Consider the following 16,584-nt stretch of genomic DNA (forward strand, 5'->3'; position numbering starts at 1 on the left):
CGCCGGCATCAGCCGGTTATTTTTCAAGCCGCACTGCGCATACCTTGGCTTCCATAATCTTACTTATGGGGTCCATGGCATCAATGGTCAAGCGATTCGCCGCTGCTTCTTTGTAATGAAAGGGAATAAAAACCACCCGCGGGGGGACGATACCTGAGACTCGGGCCTTCAGCCTGATCGATCCTCGCCTGGAAGTTACGGTCAACAGCCCCGTATCCTCTATGCCAAGACTCGCAGCATCTTCCGGATTAAGCTCGATATAGGGGGCGGGGGAAATTTTGTCCAGACCGGTCGACCGCCTCGTCATCGTTCCGGTATGGTAGTGAAATAGTTGTCTGCCCGTGGTCAGCACAAATGGGTACTGCTCATCGGGCAATTCCTTGGACAACACGTGAGGGACAACGGTGAACAAAGCCTTGCCGCCTTCACGGGCAAACGATTCCCGGTGCAGATAGGGTGTCCCTGGATGATCGTCAGTAGGGCAAGGCCATTGCAGCCCTTCCGTTTCGAGTCGCTCGTAACTCATACCGGCCATTGCCGGCCACAGTGCGGTCAATTCATTGAAAACCGACTCGGCAGTAGCATTCTCAGACACTCCTTCAGGGTCGATTCGCCGATAAACCTGTTTGATGATGGCGAGGTCAGATTGAGCCTGACCAGGCGGATCCAGAGCAATTCTAACCCGCTGCACACGCCGTTCCGAATTGGTAAAGGTCCCTTCCTTTTCGGCAAAGGACGCGCTCGGCAACACAACATCGGCCAATTCGGCAGTTTCGGTCAGGAAAATGTCCTGTACGACTAACAGGTCAAGGTTCTCAAATGCCTTGATGGAATGGTTCATGTTCGGATCAGACAGGGCAGGGTTCTCACCGAAAATGTAAAGGCCTTTCAATGTTCCGGCCAGCATCTTCTCGGTCATCTCCGAAGCGGTCAAACCCGGTTCGGAAGAAAGCGTCCGTCCCCATGCCTTGCCGAACTTCTCGCGGACTTTCGCATCTGCTACTTTCTGATACCCCGGCAGATCGGTGGGCAGGCACCCCACGTCACAGCAGCCTTGAACATTATTCTGACCGCGCAACGGGTTTACCCCGGCGCCATGCTTGCCAAGGTTTCCGGTCACCATCGCCAAGTTTCCGACAGCATGAACATTATTGGTTCCAAAAGAGTGCTGGGTAATGCCCATGGCATAATAAATACCGGCATTTTCCGCAGTGGCATAAATCCGTGCGGCGGAAACGATGTCATCAGCCGGCACGCCGGTTATATTTTCGGCAAATTCGGGCGTGAATTGTTTCAAGCCTTCGGCAAAAGCATCAAACCCTTCGGTGCGTTTTTCGATGAACGTACGATCCTCCCATCCTTCTCTTATAATGACATGCATCAAAGCATTAAGCAGGACTGAGTCGGTACCCGGCATGTGCCGGAGCCATAGAGTGGCAAACTTGACGAGCGGAATGCGGCGCGGATCGGCAACGATGAGCTGTGCCCCGTTGCGCACTGCCTCTTTCATGCGCAAACCGATTATCGGATGATTCTCTGTGGTATTGGAACCGATAACGAGCAGTGCCTTATTATCGGAAATTTCAGCAACCGAGTTGGTCATTGCCCCGGAACCGAATTTTGCGGCCAGCCCGGCCACGGTAGCACTGTGTCAGTAGCGAGCGCAATGATCCACATTGTTGGTGCCGATCCCCGCCCGAAACATTTTCTGAAACAGATAGCCCTCTTCGTTGGTGCAGCGAGCCGAAGCCAGTCCACCGACCGCATCAGGCCCATGTTTACTTTTGATATCGAGCAAACGCGAGGCTACCAGATCTAGAGCCTCTTCCCAAGAAGCCGGCTCTAGACTGCCGCCCTTCTGCCGTCTGATAAGCGGTGTCGTTAAACGCTCGTTGCTGGTTACGAATTCATAACCAAAACGGCCCTTGACGCACAACCACCCCCGATTATGATTATCCTGCCGCGAGGTAACCTTGGCAATACTTTTGCCGTAGGTGTGCAGCGTCAGATTGCAACCACACCCGCAATAGGAACATGTCGTTTCCGTTTTCTCCAAGCCTTGCTGACGCGGATAACCGACCCAGAGCTTGCCGGACAATGCACCGGTCGGGCAAACGGCAATACATTGCCCGCAGAATTCGCACGACAATTCCTTTTCGAACGGTGGTGTGATTTTTGACTCGAAACCCCGATTGGCATAACCGATGGCCCCTACCCCCTGGATTTCTTCGCATACCCTGACACAAAGGCCGCAGAGCACACATTTGTTCTGATCTCGCTGGACAAAGGGGTTCTCATCAATCCGGTCATGAGCCCGCATCTTGCCACGGAATCTGCTGCCCCGCAGATTAAAACGATAGGCCAGCTCCTGCAGTTTGCAGTCGCCGGAACCGATACAGATCATGCAATCATTGGGGTGATCCGACAACAGCAATTCAACGGTCGTTTTACGCAACCGGTTGAGATGCGCACTCTGTGTGGTAACCACCATCTTTTCAGTTGCCGGTGTCGTACAGGATGTAACCGGTTTCGGCATGCCGGCAATCTCGACGATGCAGAGCCGGCAGGCACCATGCGGTTTCAGGCGCGAATCATGGCAAAGGGTCGGAATATCGATTCTCAGTTTTCTGGCTGCTTCGAGAACCGTTGCACCGGCTTCGACCTCGACCGGCTGATTATCAATCGTCAAGCTAATCATAACCGCTACTCCTTTATAACCGCGTTGAATTTGCAGGCATCAAAACAAGACCCGCATTTGATGCACAACGCCTGGTCGACCTGGTGAACCTGTTTCAGTTCTCCGGAAATCGCTTTCACCGCACACGCCTTTTTGCAGGCGCCGCATCCGACACAATGGTCAGGACGAATATAGAAGGTCAGCAGCTTGCTGCATACCTTTGCGGGACATTTCTTCTGGAAAATATGGGCTTCATATTCGTGACGAAAATACTTGAGGGTGCTCAGGACCGGATTGGGCGCCGACATACCCAATCCGCACAGGCTCGCATCGCGAACATCTTCCGCCAACTCCTGGAGCAAGTCGAGATCCGAAGGTTTCCCTTCCCCTTCGGTAATGCGGGTTAGGATCTCCAACAGCCGTTTGGTGCCGATCCGACAAGGAACGCATTTGCCGCAGGATTCTTCCTGGGTGAACGTCAGGAAAAACTTGGCGATATTGACCATACAATCGGTCTCATCCAGGACGACCATACCACCTGAACCCATCATGGAACCGACTGATTTCAAGCCTTCATAATCAACCGGCAGATCAATATGCTGCTGAGGAATACAGCCACCCGACGGTCCTCCGGTCTGCACTGCTTTGAATAAGCGGTCGCCTTCAATACCTCCTCCGATATCATAGATGATTTTCTTTAACGGCATGCCCATCGGGATCTCAATCAGACCGGTGTTACGGATTTTCCCGGTCAAGGCGATAACCTTGGTCCCCTTGCTCTTTTCGGAGCCGATCGAGGTAAACCATTCAGCCCCTCTGTTGATAATCGGTGGAATATTTGCCAGTGTCTCGACATTATTGATAATTGTCGGTTTTCCCCACAACCCTTTATTGGCAGGGAACGGCGGTTTCGCACGAGGCATCCCCCGTTCTCCCTCGATAGACGCAATCAACGCCGTTTCCTCGCCACAGACGAAAGCGCCGGCGCCCAGCTTAATCTTCAGGTCAAGATCAAAAGAAGAACCGCAGATCCCCTTACCGAGGAATCCACGCTCCTTGGCTGCTGCCAAGGCGATTTTCAGTCGCTGCACGGCAAGCGGATATTCGGCACGAATATAAATATATCCTGTGTCGGCACCGATAGCATAGGCCCCAATAATCATGCCCTCGATCACGGCATGAGGGTTTCCCTCGATCACCGATCGATCCATAAAAGCACCGGGATCACCTTCGTCGGCATTACAGATTATGTAGCGCCGATCCGCCTGGTTGGCGGCACAAAAACTCCATTTCAGACCGGTTGGGAAACCGGCCCCTCCGCGTCCTCGAAGACCTGATCTCTTGATCTCTTCGATGGTGTCCTGCGGAGTCATCGTTGCCAGCACCTTTTCAGCTGCCTTATAGCCACCGATTCCAATGTACTCATCGATGGACTCGGGATCGATGTGACCGAGGACTCCGAGAATGATTTTCTCCTGATTGTCATGGAAGGTGTGATAGTCATCTCCGACCAGCCATTGCTCTACCGGCTTGTTGTCGAGGATATGCTCGGCGACCAAGCGTTTGACCATCTTCTCATCAACATATTGATACGTCCAGGATTGATCATCGATGGCGATATCGACGAGAACGTCTCGGGCGCAAAAGCCCCGACAGCCAACCTTGTGAAGCCGACACTTCTCAACTACCCGGGCATTATCAACACCGACCTCCGCAAACTCCTGGCGAAACGCCTCCATCACCGTAGATCCGCCAGCGGCGATACCACCGGTTCCCATACAGACGTTCACTGTTATTTTTCGACTCACGGCTCTATTCCTTGTAAGCTTTTAAATTCTTCAGCATTTTGTCAGGAGACATTTTACCATAGACCTTCTCGTTGACAATCACTACGGGGGCGATGCTGCAGGCACCAACACAATTGACATTTTCCAGTGTGAACAGTCCATCCTTGGTCGTCACCTCGTTTCCCTTCAATTTCAGATCCTCCCTCAGTTTCGAAATGATCCGGGCTGATCCTTTGACGTGACAGACCGTGCCTGAGCAAACGGTCACGATATTCTTGCCCCGTGGGGACATATGAAACTGAGAGTAGAACGTCAGAACCCCATAAAATTTTGCTTCGGGAATATTGGATTTGCGGGCAAACCATTCAACCGAATCCTTTTGAACATAACCAAATTGGTGCTGCAGTTCTTGAAGGATGCTGATGATGTTGTCGCCATTAGCCTGAGCGGCTTTGTAAATGCCTTCCAGGATTTCCTCTTTTTCTTTCTCCATGAGATGATGATCCTCCTGATAATCATGGAAAAATAGGGGACAGGCCCCTATTTTTATGCTAATCGATCTTAGGCCGCGGATAGAGCCCGGAGCGTTCAACGATTTCCGGCACCTTTTCCTCCCACTCGATGGCCATCACATGGAATCCGGCCACGCCCTTGCATTCCTTGAGGCGCTGGATGGTCTCCACGGCAATGGTGATGCCCTCGTCGGCCTGCTTTTTTTTCTCGACCCCCTTCATCCGTTCGATCAACTCGTCGGGCACATCCATGCCGGGTACGTTTTTCTGCAGGTAGCGGGCCATACCGACCGAACGCATCGGGGTGATGCCGGCCAGGATATATACTTTTTCATGGAGGCCACGCTCGCGAACACCCTCCATCCATTTCTCGAACTTGTCGAGGTTATAGATACACTGGGTCTGGATGAATTCGGCGCCGCAGGCCACCTTCTTGGCCAGACGCGGCACGCGGATCTTGAACGGGTCGCCGAACGGGTTGGCGGCCGCGCCGACGAACATGCTCGGCGGTTGCTTGATCTCGTCGCCGCTGAGGAATTTGCCCTCGTCGCGCATATATCGCACCGTCTGAACCAGCTGCATCGAATCGAGATCGAAGACATTCTGGGCCTGGGGATGATCGCCGAAGCGCTGATGATCGCCGGAGAGACAGAGGACATTGTTGATCCCGAACGAGGCGGCGCCGAGGATATCGCTTTGCAATGCGATCCGGTTACGATCCCGGACCACCATCTGCAACACCGGGTCGAGCCCCTGCAGTTTCAGATGAACACAGGCCGCCAGGCTGCAGAGCCGGGTCACCGATGTCTGGTTGTCGGTAACGTTGATGGAATCCACATGATCCTTGATCAACTGGCCCTTGGTGATGATGTGCGAGGCATCGCTGGACCGGGGTGGCCCGCATTCGCTGGTAACCGCCTGGTGCCCGCTCTTCAATACCTTCTCGAGTCTGCTGCCGGTTACTGTCTCGGCCATTAGAAGTCCTCCAGTTTAAAGGTACGGGGGCCGCCGGCCCGATCTTTCGACCAATCTTTGATGGGTTGCACTTTTTCGTAATCATCGAGTCGCCCGAGCGCCTCCAAGCGATCGATGACCAGCTGCCAGGCGCACTCGGTATCTTTCGAGATCTCGCACTTGCCGTGGGTCGAGCCGCCGCAGGGACCGTTGAGCAGCCGCTTGGCACAACGACTGACCGGGCAGACACCGCCGGTCACCCCGAGCACGCAATCACCACAGGCCTGGCATTTCTCGGAAAACAGTCCCGTTTCCGGAACGTCCCCGAGAAAGGTCGTGTTGAGTGCCGGATAGACCGGGGTTTTCGGATATTTGGAGGCCATGAACTGGACGCCGATACCGCAGGCCAGGCTGAGTACCGCCTCCGAGCCCTGGATCAATTCCTCGGCCTTTTCGAAAAATTCATGCTCGCATTGCCGCTCGATACCGCTGTCATCAATCTTGATCTCCAGCCCATCCTGCACCGCCCGCATCCGCAACTGTGAGGCGAGAATCCCGGCTTCCTTGTTACCTCCCTGGTGACAGACGGCGACGCAGGTATTGCAGCCGAACACCGTGAACTGCTTGTGGTCCTTGACCAGCTGCCAGATTTCCTCAAACGGTTTTTGTTGTCCGACGATCATAGCGTTTCAACTCCTTTATTCCATGACGATAGTCCGGTGCACATGCGGCTTCAGACCGTTTCCGCCGACTCGGCGGTAGTGCCGTGTTGCTTGCGCTTCAAGGCCAGCCAGATCGGCGACGGACCCAGAGCGATGATCCGCTGCGAAAACTCGGTGCAGATCTCCGCCCAGCGCGGCCCTTGGGCCGCGGAAAGGTTGTAGAAATGGACCCGCTCCGGATTGATGCCGACGGTGGTCAGCAGTTTCTTGACGCGCTCGATGCGCTTGGCGGCGTTGGTATTTCCTTCCAGGAAATGACATTGACCGGGCAGTCAGCCGGCCACGAAGACGCCGTCGATGCCCCGCTCAAAGGCCCGCAGCACGTAAATCTGATCAAGTTTGCCGGTGCAGGGCAGACGGACGATCTTGACATTGGGCAGATAGGACAGGCGCATAACCCCCGCCAGATCGGCAGCGGCAAACGCGCAATAGTGGCAGGCAAAGGCGATGATGTTGGCCCGCCAGTCGGCGGGGATCTCTTCGGGCCGCTTCTCCGGATTAACCGGCTCCGTGGTGACTTCTCCACCAGGTGTCATGCTCGCGCTCCCTCCCGAAAGTGTGGTTAGTGAAGTTCGGTAACGGAATCGATCATGGCGATGATCTGATCGTCCCGGAAAAAATTGACCTGAAAGGCCTTGGCCGGGCAGATGCCGGCGCAGATACCGCAGCCCGTGCATTTCACCTCGTTATGACTGACCCGGCCATCCTCGTCGATGAACGGCGAGCCAAAAGGACAGGCACGGAAGCAGGCCAGACAGGACATGCAGATATCCCGGTTGTGCTTGGAGATGATGCCGGAGACCTTCAGCTGCTCCTTGGACAGCAGCGCCCCGGCCCGGCCGGCGGCGGCCAGGGACTGACCGATGGTCTCCTCGAGGTTCTTCGGAGCATGGGCCAGACCGGCCAGGAAGAACCCTTCGCTCGGAAAATCGACCGGTCGCAGCTTGACATGCGCCTCCATGAAAAAGTCGTCGATATTGCAGGTCAACTTATATTTCTTGGCCATCTCCGGGGCATCGGGCTGCGGCCTGAGCCCGGTGGAGAGAACGACATAATCGGCATCGATAGTCATCTCCTTGCCGAGTACCTTGTCGGGAAAGCTGACCCGACAGCGCTCGCCCTCGGTCTGCACCGTTGGCTTGTGGTCCGGGGTATAGAGAAAGAACAGCACCCCGAGATCGCGGGCCTGCCGGTAATAATCCTCTTTCAGCCCGTAGGCGCGCATATCGCGATAGAGCACCGCCACCGTCGCCTGCGGCTGCCGCTGTTTGATGGCGATGCTATTCTTCAGCGCATCCTGGCAGCAGATCCGCGAGCAGTAATTGGCCGGTTCCTCGCGGGAGCCGACACACTGGATCATAACGTAACACTCGCCGGCAGCCGGGTCGCGCTCGGCCAACTGGTCCTCGAGCTGGCGCTGGGTGATCACCTTGTCCGAATCATTATAGCCATATTCCACCGGCTGGTATTCGACACCGCCGGTCGTGACCAGAACCGCACCGTGTTCGATAACCGTACCGCTGCTCAGCGTCGTTTTGAAATTGCCGACAAAGCCGTCGGTAACATCGATGGTGGTTCCGAGATGTACGGTAATAGCGGGGTGCTCGCCGACCTGCGCGATGGCTCCGGCCAGATAGGCCTGTACGTCGTCGCCCTCCAGATTACGCCGTACCCGGCGCAGCAGCCCGCCCAACTCGGCTTCGCGTTCCACCAGATGGACCTGGTAACCCTGGGCGGCCAAAGACAGCGAGGCGTTGATGCCGGCAATGCCGCCACCGATGACCAGCGCGGTGTGGGTGACGCCGACCGAGTTCTGCGAAACCGGTTCGAGCAGCCGCCCCTTGGCGATATTCATATTGGTGATCTCGATCGCCTTGTGCGTGGCGATCTCCTTGTCATCCTTGTGGACCCAGGAACATTGCTCCCTGATGTCGGCCAACTCGAAGAGGAACTTGTTCAGGCCGACCTCCCGGATCGTATCCTGGAACAGCGGCGAATGAGTGCGCGGCGTGCAGGAGGCGATAATCACCCGGTTCAGGCCTTTCTCCTTGATCGTCTCCTTGACCTTTTCCTGGCCGTCCGGCGCGCAGGCATAAATCACCGTCTCGGCATGAACCACGCCCGGCTGGCCGGCGGCCGCCTCAGCCACCTGTTTGACATCGACGGTACCGGCGATATTGACCCCGCAATGGCAGACGAAGACCCCGACTCGCGGCTCCTCGCCGCCAATGTCTCTCTCCGGCGGCAGCACCACTTCCTCGATCTCGGTGCCCCGCCGCTCGCCGAGCAGGGACATGGCGCACGAAGCCGCACCGCTGGCCTGGATCACCGTTTCCGGAATATCCTTGGGGCCCTGGTAGATACCGGCCACGTAAATGCCCGGGCGGCTGGTCTCAACCGGTTGCAGTTTCGAGGTGCCGGCAAAGCCGTAGTCGTCGGCCTCGATGCCGAAGGTCTCGGCAAAGGCGCGGGCCTGCTCGTGCGGTTCGAAGCCGATGGACAGGATGGCCAGGTCGAACTCCTCGTTGATCCGTCGCCCATCTTCATCGATATAGTGGATGATCAGATTCTTGGTGGCCGGATCCTCGATAATCTCCGAGACCATGGCCCGCCGATAGATGGTCCCACTCTCGTTCTTGGCCTTGTCGATATACTTGTCGAAATCCTTGCCGAAAGCGCGCAGCTCCATGTAAAACACGGTGGCCTGCACCTCGGGATCGTGTTCCTTGGCGATAATCGCTTGCTTGGCGGCGTACATGCAGCAGACCGAGGAGCACCACGGGTTGGCGTTGTGACTGTTGCGCGAGCCGACACACTGAATCCAGGCCAGTCGTTTCGGGTGCGCCTGATCCGATGGCCGCGCCACCGTGCCGCCGCAGGGTCCCGACGCCGACAGCAACCGCTCGAACTGCAATGAGGTGACCACGTTGGCCAACCGGCCGTAGCCGAACTCCTGCCGAATCGCCGGGTCATAGGTCTTCAATCCCGGGGTCAGGATGATCGAGCCGACGCTCAGGTCGTAGACCCGGTCCTGGTCGGCAAAATTGATGGCCTGGGCATCACAGGCCTTCTCGCACTTGCGGCAGACGTTTTTCGTCAGGTAGAGGCAGTAGCGCTTGTCGATCGCCCGGGTATTGGGGACCGCTTGTGGGAACAGGGCATAGATAGCCTTGCGCTTGTCCAGACCGAGATTGAACTCGCTGGGGATCTTCACCGGGCAGGTCGGCTCGCAGGCGCCGCAGCCGGTGCAACGATCCGGGTCGACATAGCGGGCCGGCTGCTCGACGGTGACGGTAAAATTGCCTTCCTCGCCGGCCACCGCCTTGACCGAGGCCAGAGTGTGCATCTTGATATTGGGGTGCCGGCTGGACTCGACCATGCGCGGGGAGATCATGCACATCGCACAGTCGCCGGTGGGAAAGGTCTTGTCGAGGCGGGCCATGGTACCGCCGATCGACGACTCGTCGCCGATCATGTGCACCAGCAGACCGCTGTCCGCCAGGTCGAGAGCGGCCTGCATGCCGCCGACCCCGGAACCGACGACCAGCACCGAGCCAACTTTCTGCCTGTTCTTCTCTCCGAGGGCGTTGAGGGTCACAGCAACCTCCTTCGGATCAGCCCCTGCCTGCCTGCGTAACCGGCATCTTGGTGATGCAGCATCGGCGGCGGGCGCTGATCGGCTTGATTCGCGTAGACTGTCGTTCGGTGTGCGCTGTACAGCCCTGACATTATCATGGAATTTTCACGGTAAGACAATCTCTTTTTTCACCATCCGCAGGGCTCTTCCTGCCGCAGCCTGCTACAAGGCAGTATTCAGCGCACTCCCTGGTAAATATCAATTCTTCTTCACGAAGAGCCCACCGTTACTGAATAGCGCTCAGCGCTGTCAAGGCCATTCATCACCAGCAGCGGCGCATGATTGGAGGTGAATTGCGGTGGATCACGCCTGATAATAACGGCAATCTGCGGCTGCCGGCGAAATTCCCGGTCGAGAAAGCGGCGTACCCGCCGCCGGTCCCACCCTCGTGGATGGCGGAATCCGGTATAGAGCGCCAGGTCGTCGCCGGAGAAAGGCTCAAGTTCCACCTCCCGCGCTTCCGAGCTGTCCAGCGGCATATTGAAGATGGCCAGGTTGACAAAGGTGATCGCACGTTGGTGCTCACAAACGAAGCGCAACGTCTGCTGCGCGTCGCTCTCGTCTTCGGCCGGGGTGCCGAAGAGCAGGTAGACATAGGTAGCGATCCCCACCTGGCGAAGGTTTGCCAGCACACGGGCAGCGACCTGCAGATCGATCCCCTTGTCCAGACGATCGAGCACCCGCTGCGAACCGGATTCCAGACCGAGCTTGAGCATCACGCAGCCGGAGGCCCGCAGGGTGCGGCAGAAATCAAGGTCTGCCAGCTGCTCGCTGATCCGGGCAAAGCCATACCAGGGCACGCCCGGATGATCCACCGAAAAAGTCGCCAGTACCGCCGGCGGTACCGCATTGTCGAGCAAGTGAAGCAGGGTTGGCCGATACCGTGTCACCAGCCCCCCCACCTCCTCCCGGACCCGAGCCGGCGATTTCATCCGAAACCGGCTGCCCTCGGCCCGCTCCGGGCAGAAACTGCAACGGTTCCAATAACAGCCGGAAGAGCAACTGTAGGGCAACACCAATCCCGGCGAGAGGTAGTCGTCCAGCGCCAGGTCGCTGAAATCGGGGCCGGTCGCCTCGATTTCATGACCGTCATCGCAACCGAGCACTTCGAGCAGCGGCCCTTCTCCCGGTCCGGCGATACAGTAATCAATCAAACCGGAAAACGGTTCCGACCAGCGTGAACTGCACATCCACGAGGTAATCAGCCCGCCCCCCGCCACCACGGTAACCTCGGGGGCCAGTTGCCGCACCAGACCAATCAGCGCAAAACCACTCAACGCCTGGCTCAGGTAATTGATGGAAAGCCCGATATACCGGGGAGCATGCTGCTCAAGCAGATCGATCAGCCGCGATCGGAAGAACGGGTAATAGACGCTGGCCTCCGGCTCACCGGCCATACGCAGCAGATCCGCACTGGCAGTCGGCGAGAACCGCCTATCCTGGTAATCGGCCAGACTCACCCGCACCCGATCATCACCGGCCATCGCCAGCACGCGGCCGATCTCCAGAACCGCTTTGCGATAGCGGGACCCATTTTCATAGGCATCCCCGCTCCGCAGGGCCCGCAGATTGGCCTCCCGGTTTTTCCAGGCTCGGCGCGCCCAGCGATCCCGTGCATCGGGTTCCGATGAATTTTGCAGTAGATAGAGCATCCCCTCCAGCCCAAGATCGGCCACCGGGCAGGTAACACCTTGTTGCCGTAGCGCCCCGGCCAGACCGGCAATACCAGCCGGCGGTTCACCAGGTTTAGCTGCGGGTGGAGAGAGCAGCAGCATCAAAACTTCCTCAAAAAAGAAAAAAAGTATCGCAATCACTAAGCATGCTACCTGATAGACTGCAAAGAAGCACTCGATTCAAGCAAGCTTGAACCAGACGAGCTTTTATAAGCAGAACAGAACCAACTGACTTGAGTAGAAGCAACGCTCATTCAAACCCTATTTCTTGATAAATGAAACTCAATACTCCAAGGGATTGTATCCGCACCGAATCTTGATGCATTCGGCCATCCTTGATTATCGCTGCTTGCCTTGGTCTTTTTCCAGTAATGCCTAACATTATTATTGATCATTTATTCTCTCACATTCACAAACCCGAGCCTCAATTGAAGGCCTTACCTTCATTCCCTTTTCTTTGGTACATAAGGAGAACCGTTGCTCAACAGGAAAGAAACTACCTAAACCACATAACTCTCTATTTCTTAATTACTTTCACTGCATGTAATGTATCATTTTGTACACTTTTTAGGGGCAAACTATTGCCCCATGCTGAGGGTTGAAGGAAAAATGGATACGTTGAGTACGCCTCACCGCATTGCCATCCTGGTAAAACCAAGACCATGACTACTGCGTAACACCATTGATTTGCTGACAATGTTTAAAAATTTTTCCACCCCTCCTGCTGTCGCAACTTGGATACAAACTTCCAGACAGGTAAAAGGATAGCGAGGATCAAGTTGACAAACTTACGCTGTTAAACGAGACCCAACGACCTCTTATTGCAAACTTTTTTCTTTACATACCAATTCTATTCTGCTAGATATCGAAACAGTTTGACTCCCCTAACCACCTGAGAGTTAAGAATTTTTCCTAAATTTGGACATCGTCCGCCTGAAATGACCAGGCTGGACTATCGCGCGTTACATCGAATTACCCGATGGAAAAGGACCCCGAGTTGGTCTCGGGAAGTTGCCTGATCATTTTGAGTTTTCTTTGGCTAGCGGCACATCCCGACATTTTCAAGTAGTTCTTTTTCATCTGCCTTCGAGCATCATCGTCGCTTCATCGTTCTGTGGCAGGTAAACGGTATTCACCTCCGTTTCTGACCAAACGCACAATAGAGGAAAACAAGAATGGACGGATATCTATCCAAAATGGTCACGGCTCTATTCTTCCTGGCAAACATTTTCTTCGCGATAAATGCATACGCTCAGAAATCCATATGCGCGCAGGTTAAAATTGAAATCAGACAAGAAATGACATTTGAGCGGCAGGCCTTCGATGCGCACATGCAAATAAGTAATGGTTGACCACCACCCCCCTCCAGGCTGTTTCCATAGAAGTCCTTTTTTCCAATGAATCCGGGGAACCGGTGAGAAGCAGCTCAAACCCTGACGATCCGGACGCATTGTTCTTCATACGCCCCAGTTCCATGGAAGGTATAGATGACATTAATGGGGGTGGATCTGTCACCGCCAGCACAACCGCTGATATCCATTGGTTGATTATCCCAGCCCCGGCCTCAGTAGAAGGCGCAGCCGTAGACAAGTTGTATTTTGTGGGTGCCCGGTTGACCTATACCCTTGGCGGAGAAGAACAGGAAACGGTGGTGACGCCGGATTCGATACGAGTCAAGCCATTGCCAATGCTAACCCTCGATTACTTCCTGCCGGATGAGGTATACGGTGACGACCCGTTTACCCCGCAAGTCGAACCGTCAGTCCCCTTCTCTTTGGGAGTTCGTATTACCAATAACGGGCAGGGAACAGCTCACGCCCTGAAAATTGACTCAGCTCAGCCGAAAATCGTCAGTAACGAACTTGAGTAACGAACTTGGCTTAGCAGTTGATTTCCTGATAGAGGGAAGTGAGGTTGATGGCGTTGTCGCCCCTGACACGCTGCTGATTGATTTTGCAGACATAGACCCTCAATCGTCCAAAATCGGAAGATGGTTGATGACAAGTTCCCTGTCCGGTCGCTTCGTTGAATTCGATGCCGAATATTCCCATGCGGATGACCTTCGGCGAAACCGGGGACAGACCACGCTTTCTCTCGATAGCTGCCAATTAAGAGTTCACCGGCTTGTCCGGTGTAACGGCTGATTGGCATTTTTTATCTGTTACGCCCCCGTTGACCATCGCTTTGCTTCATGTTTTAAGATCAAACTGTCGAGAACAGCTTTTACGATCTGTTTCTCTTCAGGTTCAAATCGAGATATCGCTTCAAATTGCAATCCAGAAAATAGGGGACATCTATGATAAGTAAAGTCAAGTGGAAAACGGAGATTTCCTGTTGTCCTTACCGTGTTGCCGGATTTATTGCATGGAGTTCGATTTAATTGTGGTCCAGTGGCGAAGAATCCGCAAAAACATTCGCAGCCGTTGGACCACAATTAAATCGAGCGGACTTGGCACTACCCAGCACTCTTTCTGACGGTTGCCGCTTTGTTTTTTTATTCTTTCCTTGGGTCAACAAATGGCTTGTGACCAGACATCTATTTGCAGTATCGGGCTGTACGCCGTCACAGAAGATTGAGTTTCGATCAAAACCCGCCGGTCTTTAAACAGATCAAACGGCGCATCACCCGAAGGTTCGCAACAGACCCCTATTTCGAAAGATCCGGCGGGAAAACCAAGCCGCAAAAGTCGCTCACGCTATTAGACTGCTTCCATTAATGCCTCCTGGGGTATAAATGGGAGTCCATTTTTATCAACAACCAGCAGATAGGCGACCAGCTTACGGGCAACGGCGAGCGTGGCCCGATTTCGATGCCCTTTGGCTATTTCTCGTTCATAGATTGCCGCTAATTGAGAATTCCAGCGCGGAGCCAGCTTTGCGGCTTCAATCAATACAGTCTGTAGATGTTTGTTTCTCTGTTTGGAAATCGGGCCACGTTGATTTTTGCCTGCCGACTGTTTCTGCGCACTGCACAGACCGCAATAACTGACAGCCCTGCTGATACGACCAAACCTGTGTACATCCCCATTCTTAAGAACCCAGGTCAGAGCTGTTACCTCTCCAACTCCGGGAATGCTCATCAACAGATCAACTCGCCGACTGATGAGTTGGTTTGACCGAAGAGCCCGAACTAAAGATTTCTGCATCTTTGTAAAGGCATTCAGGTTGCAACGAGCAATCTCCAGAAGATCAATTACAGATTCCGGGACACATTCCAGGTTGTCTACAAGCTCCCGAAAGTATTTCTCCCCATGAAGCCTTGATTTTGTATATTCAGCGCCAACCTCCATCAAGAGTCCGGCGGTTTTGTTTTTCATCCTGATTGCCTCGCAGACCAGGAAATTTCGATAACGTAAAACCCTCCGCAGATTCCGGTGTTCTTCCGTTGCCATATAGCAGACAGGCAGGAGATTGCAGCGAAGCAAATCGGCAATCATTTCTGCATCAGCAGCATCATTTTTCTTCTTAGCTACAGAAATGACCTTGAGCATCGCCGGGTGAGCAACGGAGAGTTCATCTGCATATTGCAGAAGATGATCATAGACCCATCCGGTGAAGAGTGTGGCTTCCATAGCTCCATGCCAGGAAACTTTCCTCTTCATAGCCCATTGGGTAAGCGTCTGCCGGTTAGCTCTAAAAGCTCCTTGGTCAACAACAGTGCCATCCGCCCGTTTTTCACAGAAACTGATGGCCTTTTTGTGGATATCAAATCCGATATAGTGCATACTTTTCATAAGAGACCTCCTTGTGGCCAATGATTCTGTGCGGTATCTATGCTGTCACGGCTAGCTTTCAAGCCATTCTACCACAGGAGGTCTCCTCATTTTCTCATATCCTTCCTCACTTATGCATTCAAACAGACCACACTTTTGAGATGTTCCTTTCCTGCTTCTCTTTGAACAACTGACTCATGCCTAGACGACCGCGTATCTCGCTCCCCAATGTACCGCTTCACATCATTCAACGTGGCAACAACCGACAGGCATGCTTTTTCGCCGATGAGGACTATCTGTCCTACCTGGAATGGCTCCATGAGTATGCGCATAGCTCAGAGTGCTTCATCCATGCGTATGTCCTGATGACCAACCATGTTCATCTCCTGCTTACTCCGAAAAGCAGCCACAGTGCCGCCAACCTCATGAAACGTCTTGGTCAACGCTATGTTCAGTATTTCAATCGCACCTACCGGCGGAGCGGCACACTCTGGGAAGGCAGGTTTCGCTCAAGTCTCGTGCAGCAAGAATCATATCTTTTCACGTGTCAACGCTATATCGAAATGAATCCGGTACGGGCCAAGATGGTCGAGCACCCAGGGGTGTATCGCTGGTCGAGTTTTCGGGCAAACGCTCAAGGGGAACGATCAGAACTCATAACCCCTCATATGCTTTACCTCAATCTCGGGGTTTCGGACGAACAACGGCAGACCGCATATCGGGAGCTTTTCCGGTATGAGCTTGATCCTGGAGAAATCGATAGGATTCGAGAAGCCACAAACGGCAATTTCACCCTCGGTACCAATCGGTTTCAAGAAGAAGCCAGCAGGATTCTGGGCCGCCGTGTTTCACCAGGAAAAACAGGACGGCCCAGAAAAAAGACTGCCAAAGATTAATCGAAAAACGTGG

Annotated in this window: 12 protein-coding genes; 2 read left to right on the plus strand and 10 right to left on the minus strand. The window is 54.4% G+C overall.

Annotated features, from left to right (window positions below):
- Window positions 1-16: 16 nt before the first annotated feature.
- The 8 genes from fdhF to BUC26_RS03825 form a co-directional block, all read right to left on the minus strand.
- On the minus strand, window positions 17-2,698 hold the full coding sequence (gene fdhF, locus BUC26_RS22630; protein ID WP_084540429.1) for a formate dehydrogenase subunit alpha: 2,682 nt from the start codon (window positions 2,696-2,698) through the stop codon (window positions 17-19).
- Window positions 2,699-2,703: 5 nt separating this feature from the next.
- A complete protein-coding gene (nuoF, locus tag BUC26_RS03795; RefSeq protein ID WP_073373512.1) occupies window positions 2,704-4,455 on the minus strand; it encodes an NADH-quinone oxidoreductase subunit NuoF in 1,752 nt (583 codons plus the stop codon).
- 34 nt (window positions 4,456-4,489) lie between these two features.
- Window positions 4,490-4,957 (minus strand): NADH-quinone oxidoreductase subunit NuoE family protein, encoded by a 468-nt coding sequence (locus tag BUC26_RS03800; RefSeq protein ID WP_073373513.1) that lies wholly within the window; start codon window positions 4,955-4,957, stop codon window positions 4,490-4,492.
- A 58-nt stretch (window positions 4,958-5,015) separates the two neighbouring features.
- Window positions 5,016-5,951 carry a methylenetetrahydrofolate reductase gene (locus BUC26_RS03805; RefSeq protein ID WP_073373514.1) on the minus strand — a complete coding sequence of 312 codons (936 nt, stop codon included), beginning with the start codon at window positions 5,949-5,951 and terminating at the stop codon, window positions 5,016-5,018.
- Window positions 5,951-6,613, minus strand: coding sequence for a methylenetetrahydrofolate reductase C-terminal domain-containing protein (locus BUC26_RS03810; RefSeq protein WP_073373515.1), 663 nt, complete (start codon window positions 6,611-6,613; stop codon window positions 5,951-5,953). The genes BUC26_RS03805 and BUC26_RS03810 overlap by 1 nt, the downstream gene beginning before the upstream one ends.
- A 50-nt stretch (window positions 6,614-6,663) precedes the next feature.
- Window positions 6,664-7,188 carry a hydrogenase iron-sulfur subunit gene (locus tag BUC26_RS23830; RefSeq protein WP_167369255.1) on the minus strand — a complete coding sequence of 175 codons (525 nt, stop codon included), beginning with the start codon at window positions 7,186-7,188 and terminating at the stop codon, window positions 6,664-6,666.
- Window positions 7,189-7,214: 26 nt separating this feature from the next.
- Complete coding sequence (locus BUC26_RS03820; protein ID WP_073373516.1) at window positions 7,215-10,250, minus strand: FAD-dependent oxidoreductase; 3,036 nt, start codon at window positions 10,248-10,250, stop codon at window positions 7,215-7,217.
- Window positions 10,251-10,498: 248 nt separating this feature from the next.
- Window positions 10,499-12,064: a B12-binding domain-containing radical SAM protein gene (locus BUC26_RS03825; protein ID WP_073373637.1), complete on the minus strand. Its 1,566-nt coding sequence runs from the start codon at window positions 12,062-12,064 to the stop codon at window positions 10,499-10,501.
- Window positions 12,065-13,310: 1,246 nt separating this feature from the next.
- Between BUC26_RS03825 and BUC26_RS03830 the strand changes: the two genes are divergently transcribed.
- Window positions 13,311-13,832, plus strand: a complete 522-nt coding sequence (locus BUC26_RS03830; RefSeq protein WP_143165898.1) for a hypothetical protein — start codon at window positions 13,311-13,313, stop codon at window positions 13,830-13,832.
- A gap of 10 nt (window positions 13,833-13,842) precedes the next feature.
- Here BUC26_RS03830 and BUC26_RS22900 read toward each other — a convergent pair whose 3' ends face one another.
- Both BUC26_RS22900 and BUC26_RS03835 read right to left on the minus strand, forming a co-directional pair.
- Window positions 13,843-14,070: a hypothetical protein gene (locus tag BUC26_RS22900; RefSeq protein ID WP_143165899.1), complete on the minus strand. Its 228-nt coding sequence runs from the start codon at window positions 14,068-14,070 to the stop codon at window positions 13,843-13,845.
- Between the two features lie 591 nt (window positions 14,071-14,661).
- Complete coding sequence (locus BUC26_RS03835) at window positions 14,662-15,696, minus strand: IS110 family RNA-guided transposase (protein WP_073373518.1); 1,035 nt, start codon at window positions 15,694-15,696, stop codon at window positions 14,662-14,664.
- Between the two features lie 176 nt (window positions 15,697-15,872).
- Between BUC26_RS03835 and BUC26_RS03840 the strand changes: the two genes are divergently transcribed.
- Window positions 15,873-16,571, plus strand: coding sequence for a transposase (locus BUC26_RS03840; RefSeq protein WP_073373519.1), 699 nt, complete (start codon window positions 15,873-15,875; stop codon window positions 16,569-16,571).
- Window positions 16,572-16,584 lie beyond the last annotated feature (13 nt).

This window comes from Desulfofustis glycolicus DSM 9705 (assembly GCF_900130015.1).
Lineage (GTDB): Bacteria > Desulfobacterota > Desulfobulbia > Desulfobulbales > Desulfocapsaceae > Desulfofustis > Desulfofustis glycolicus.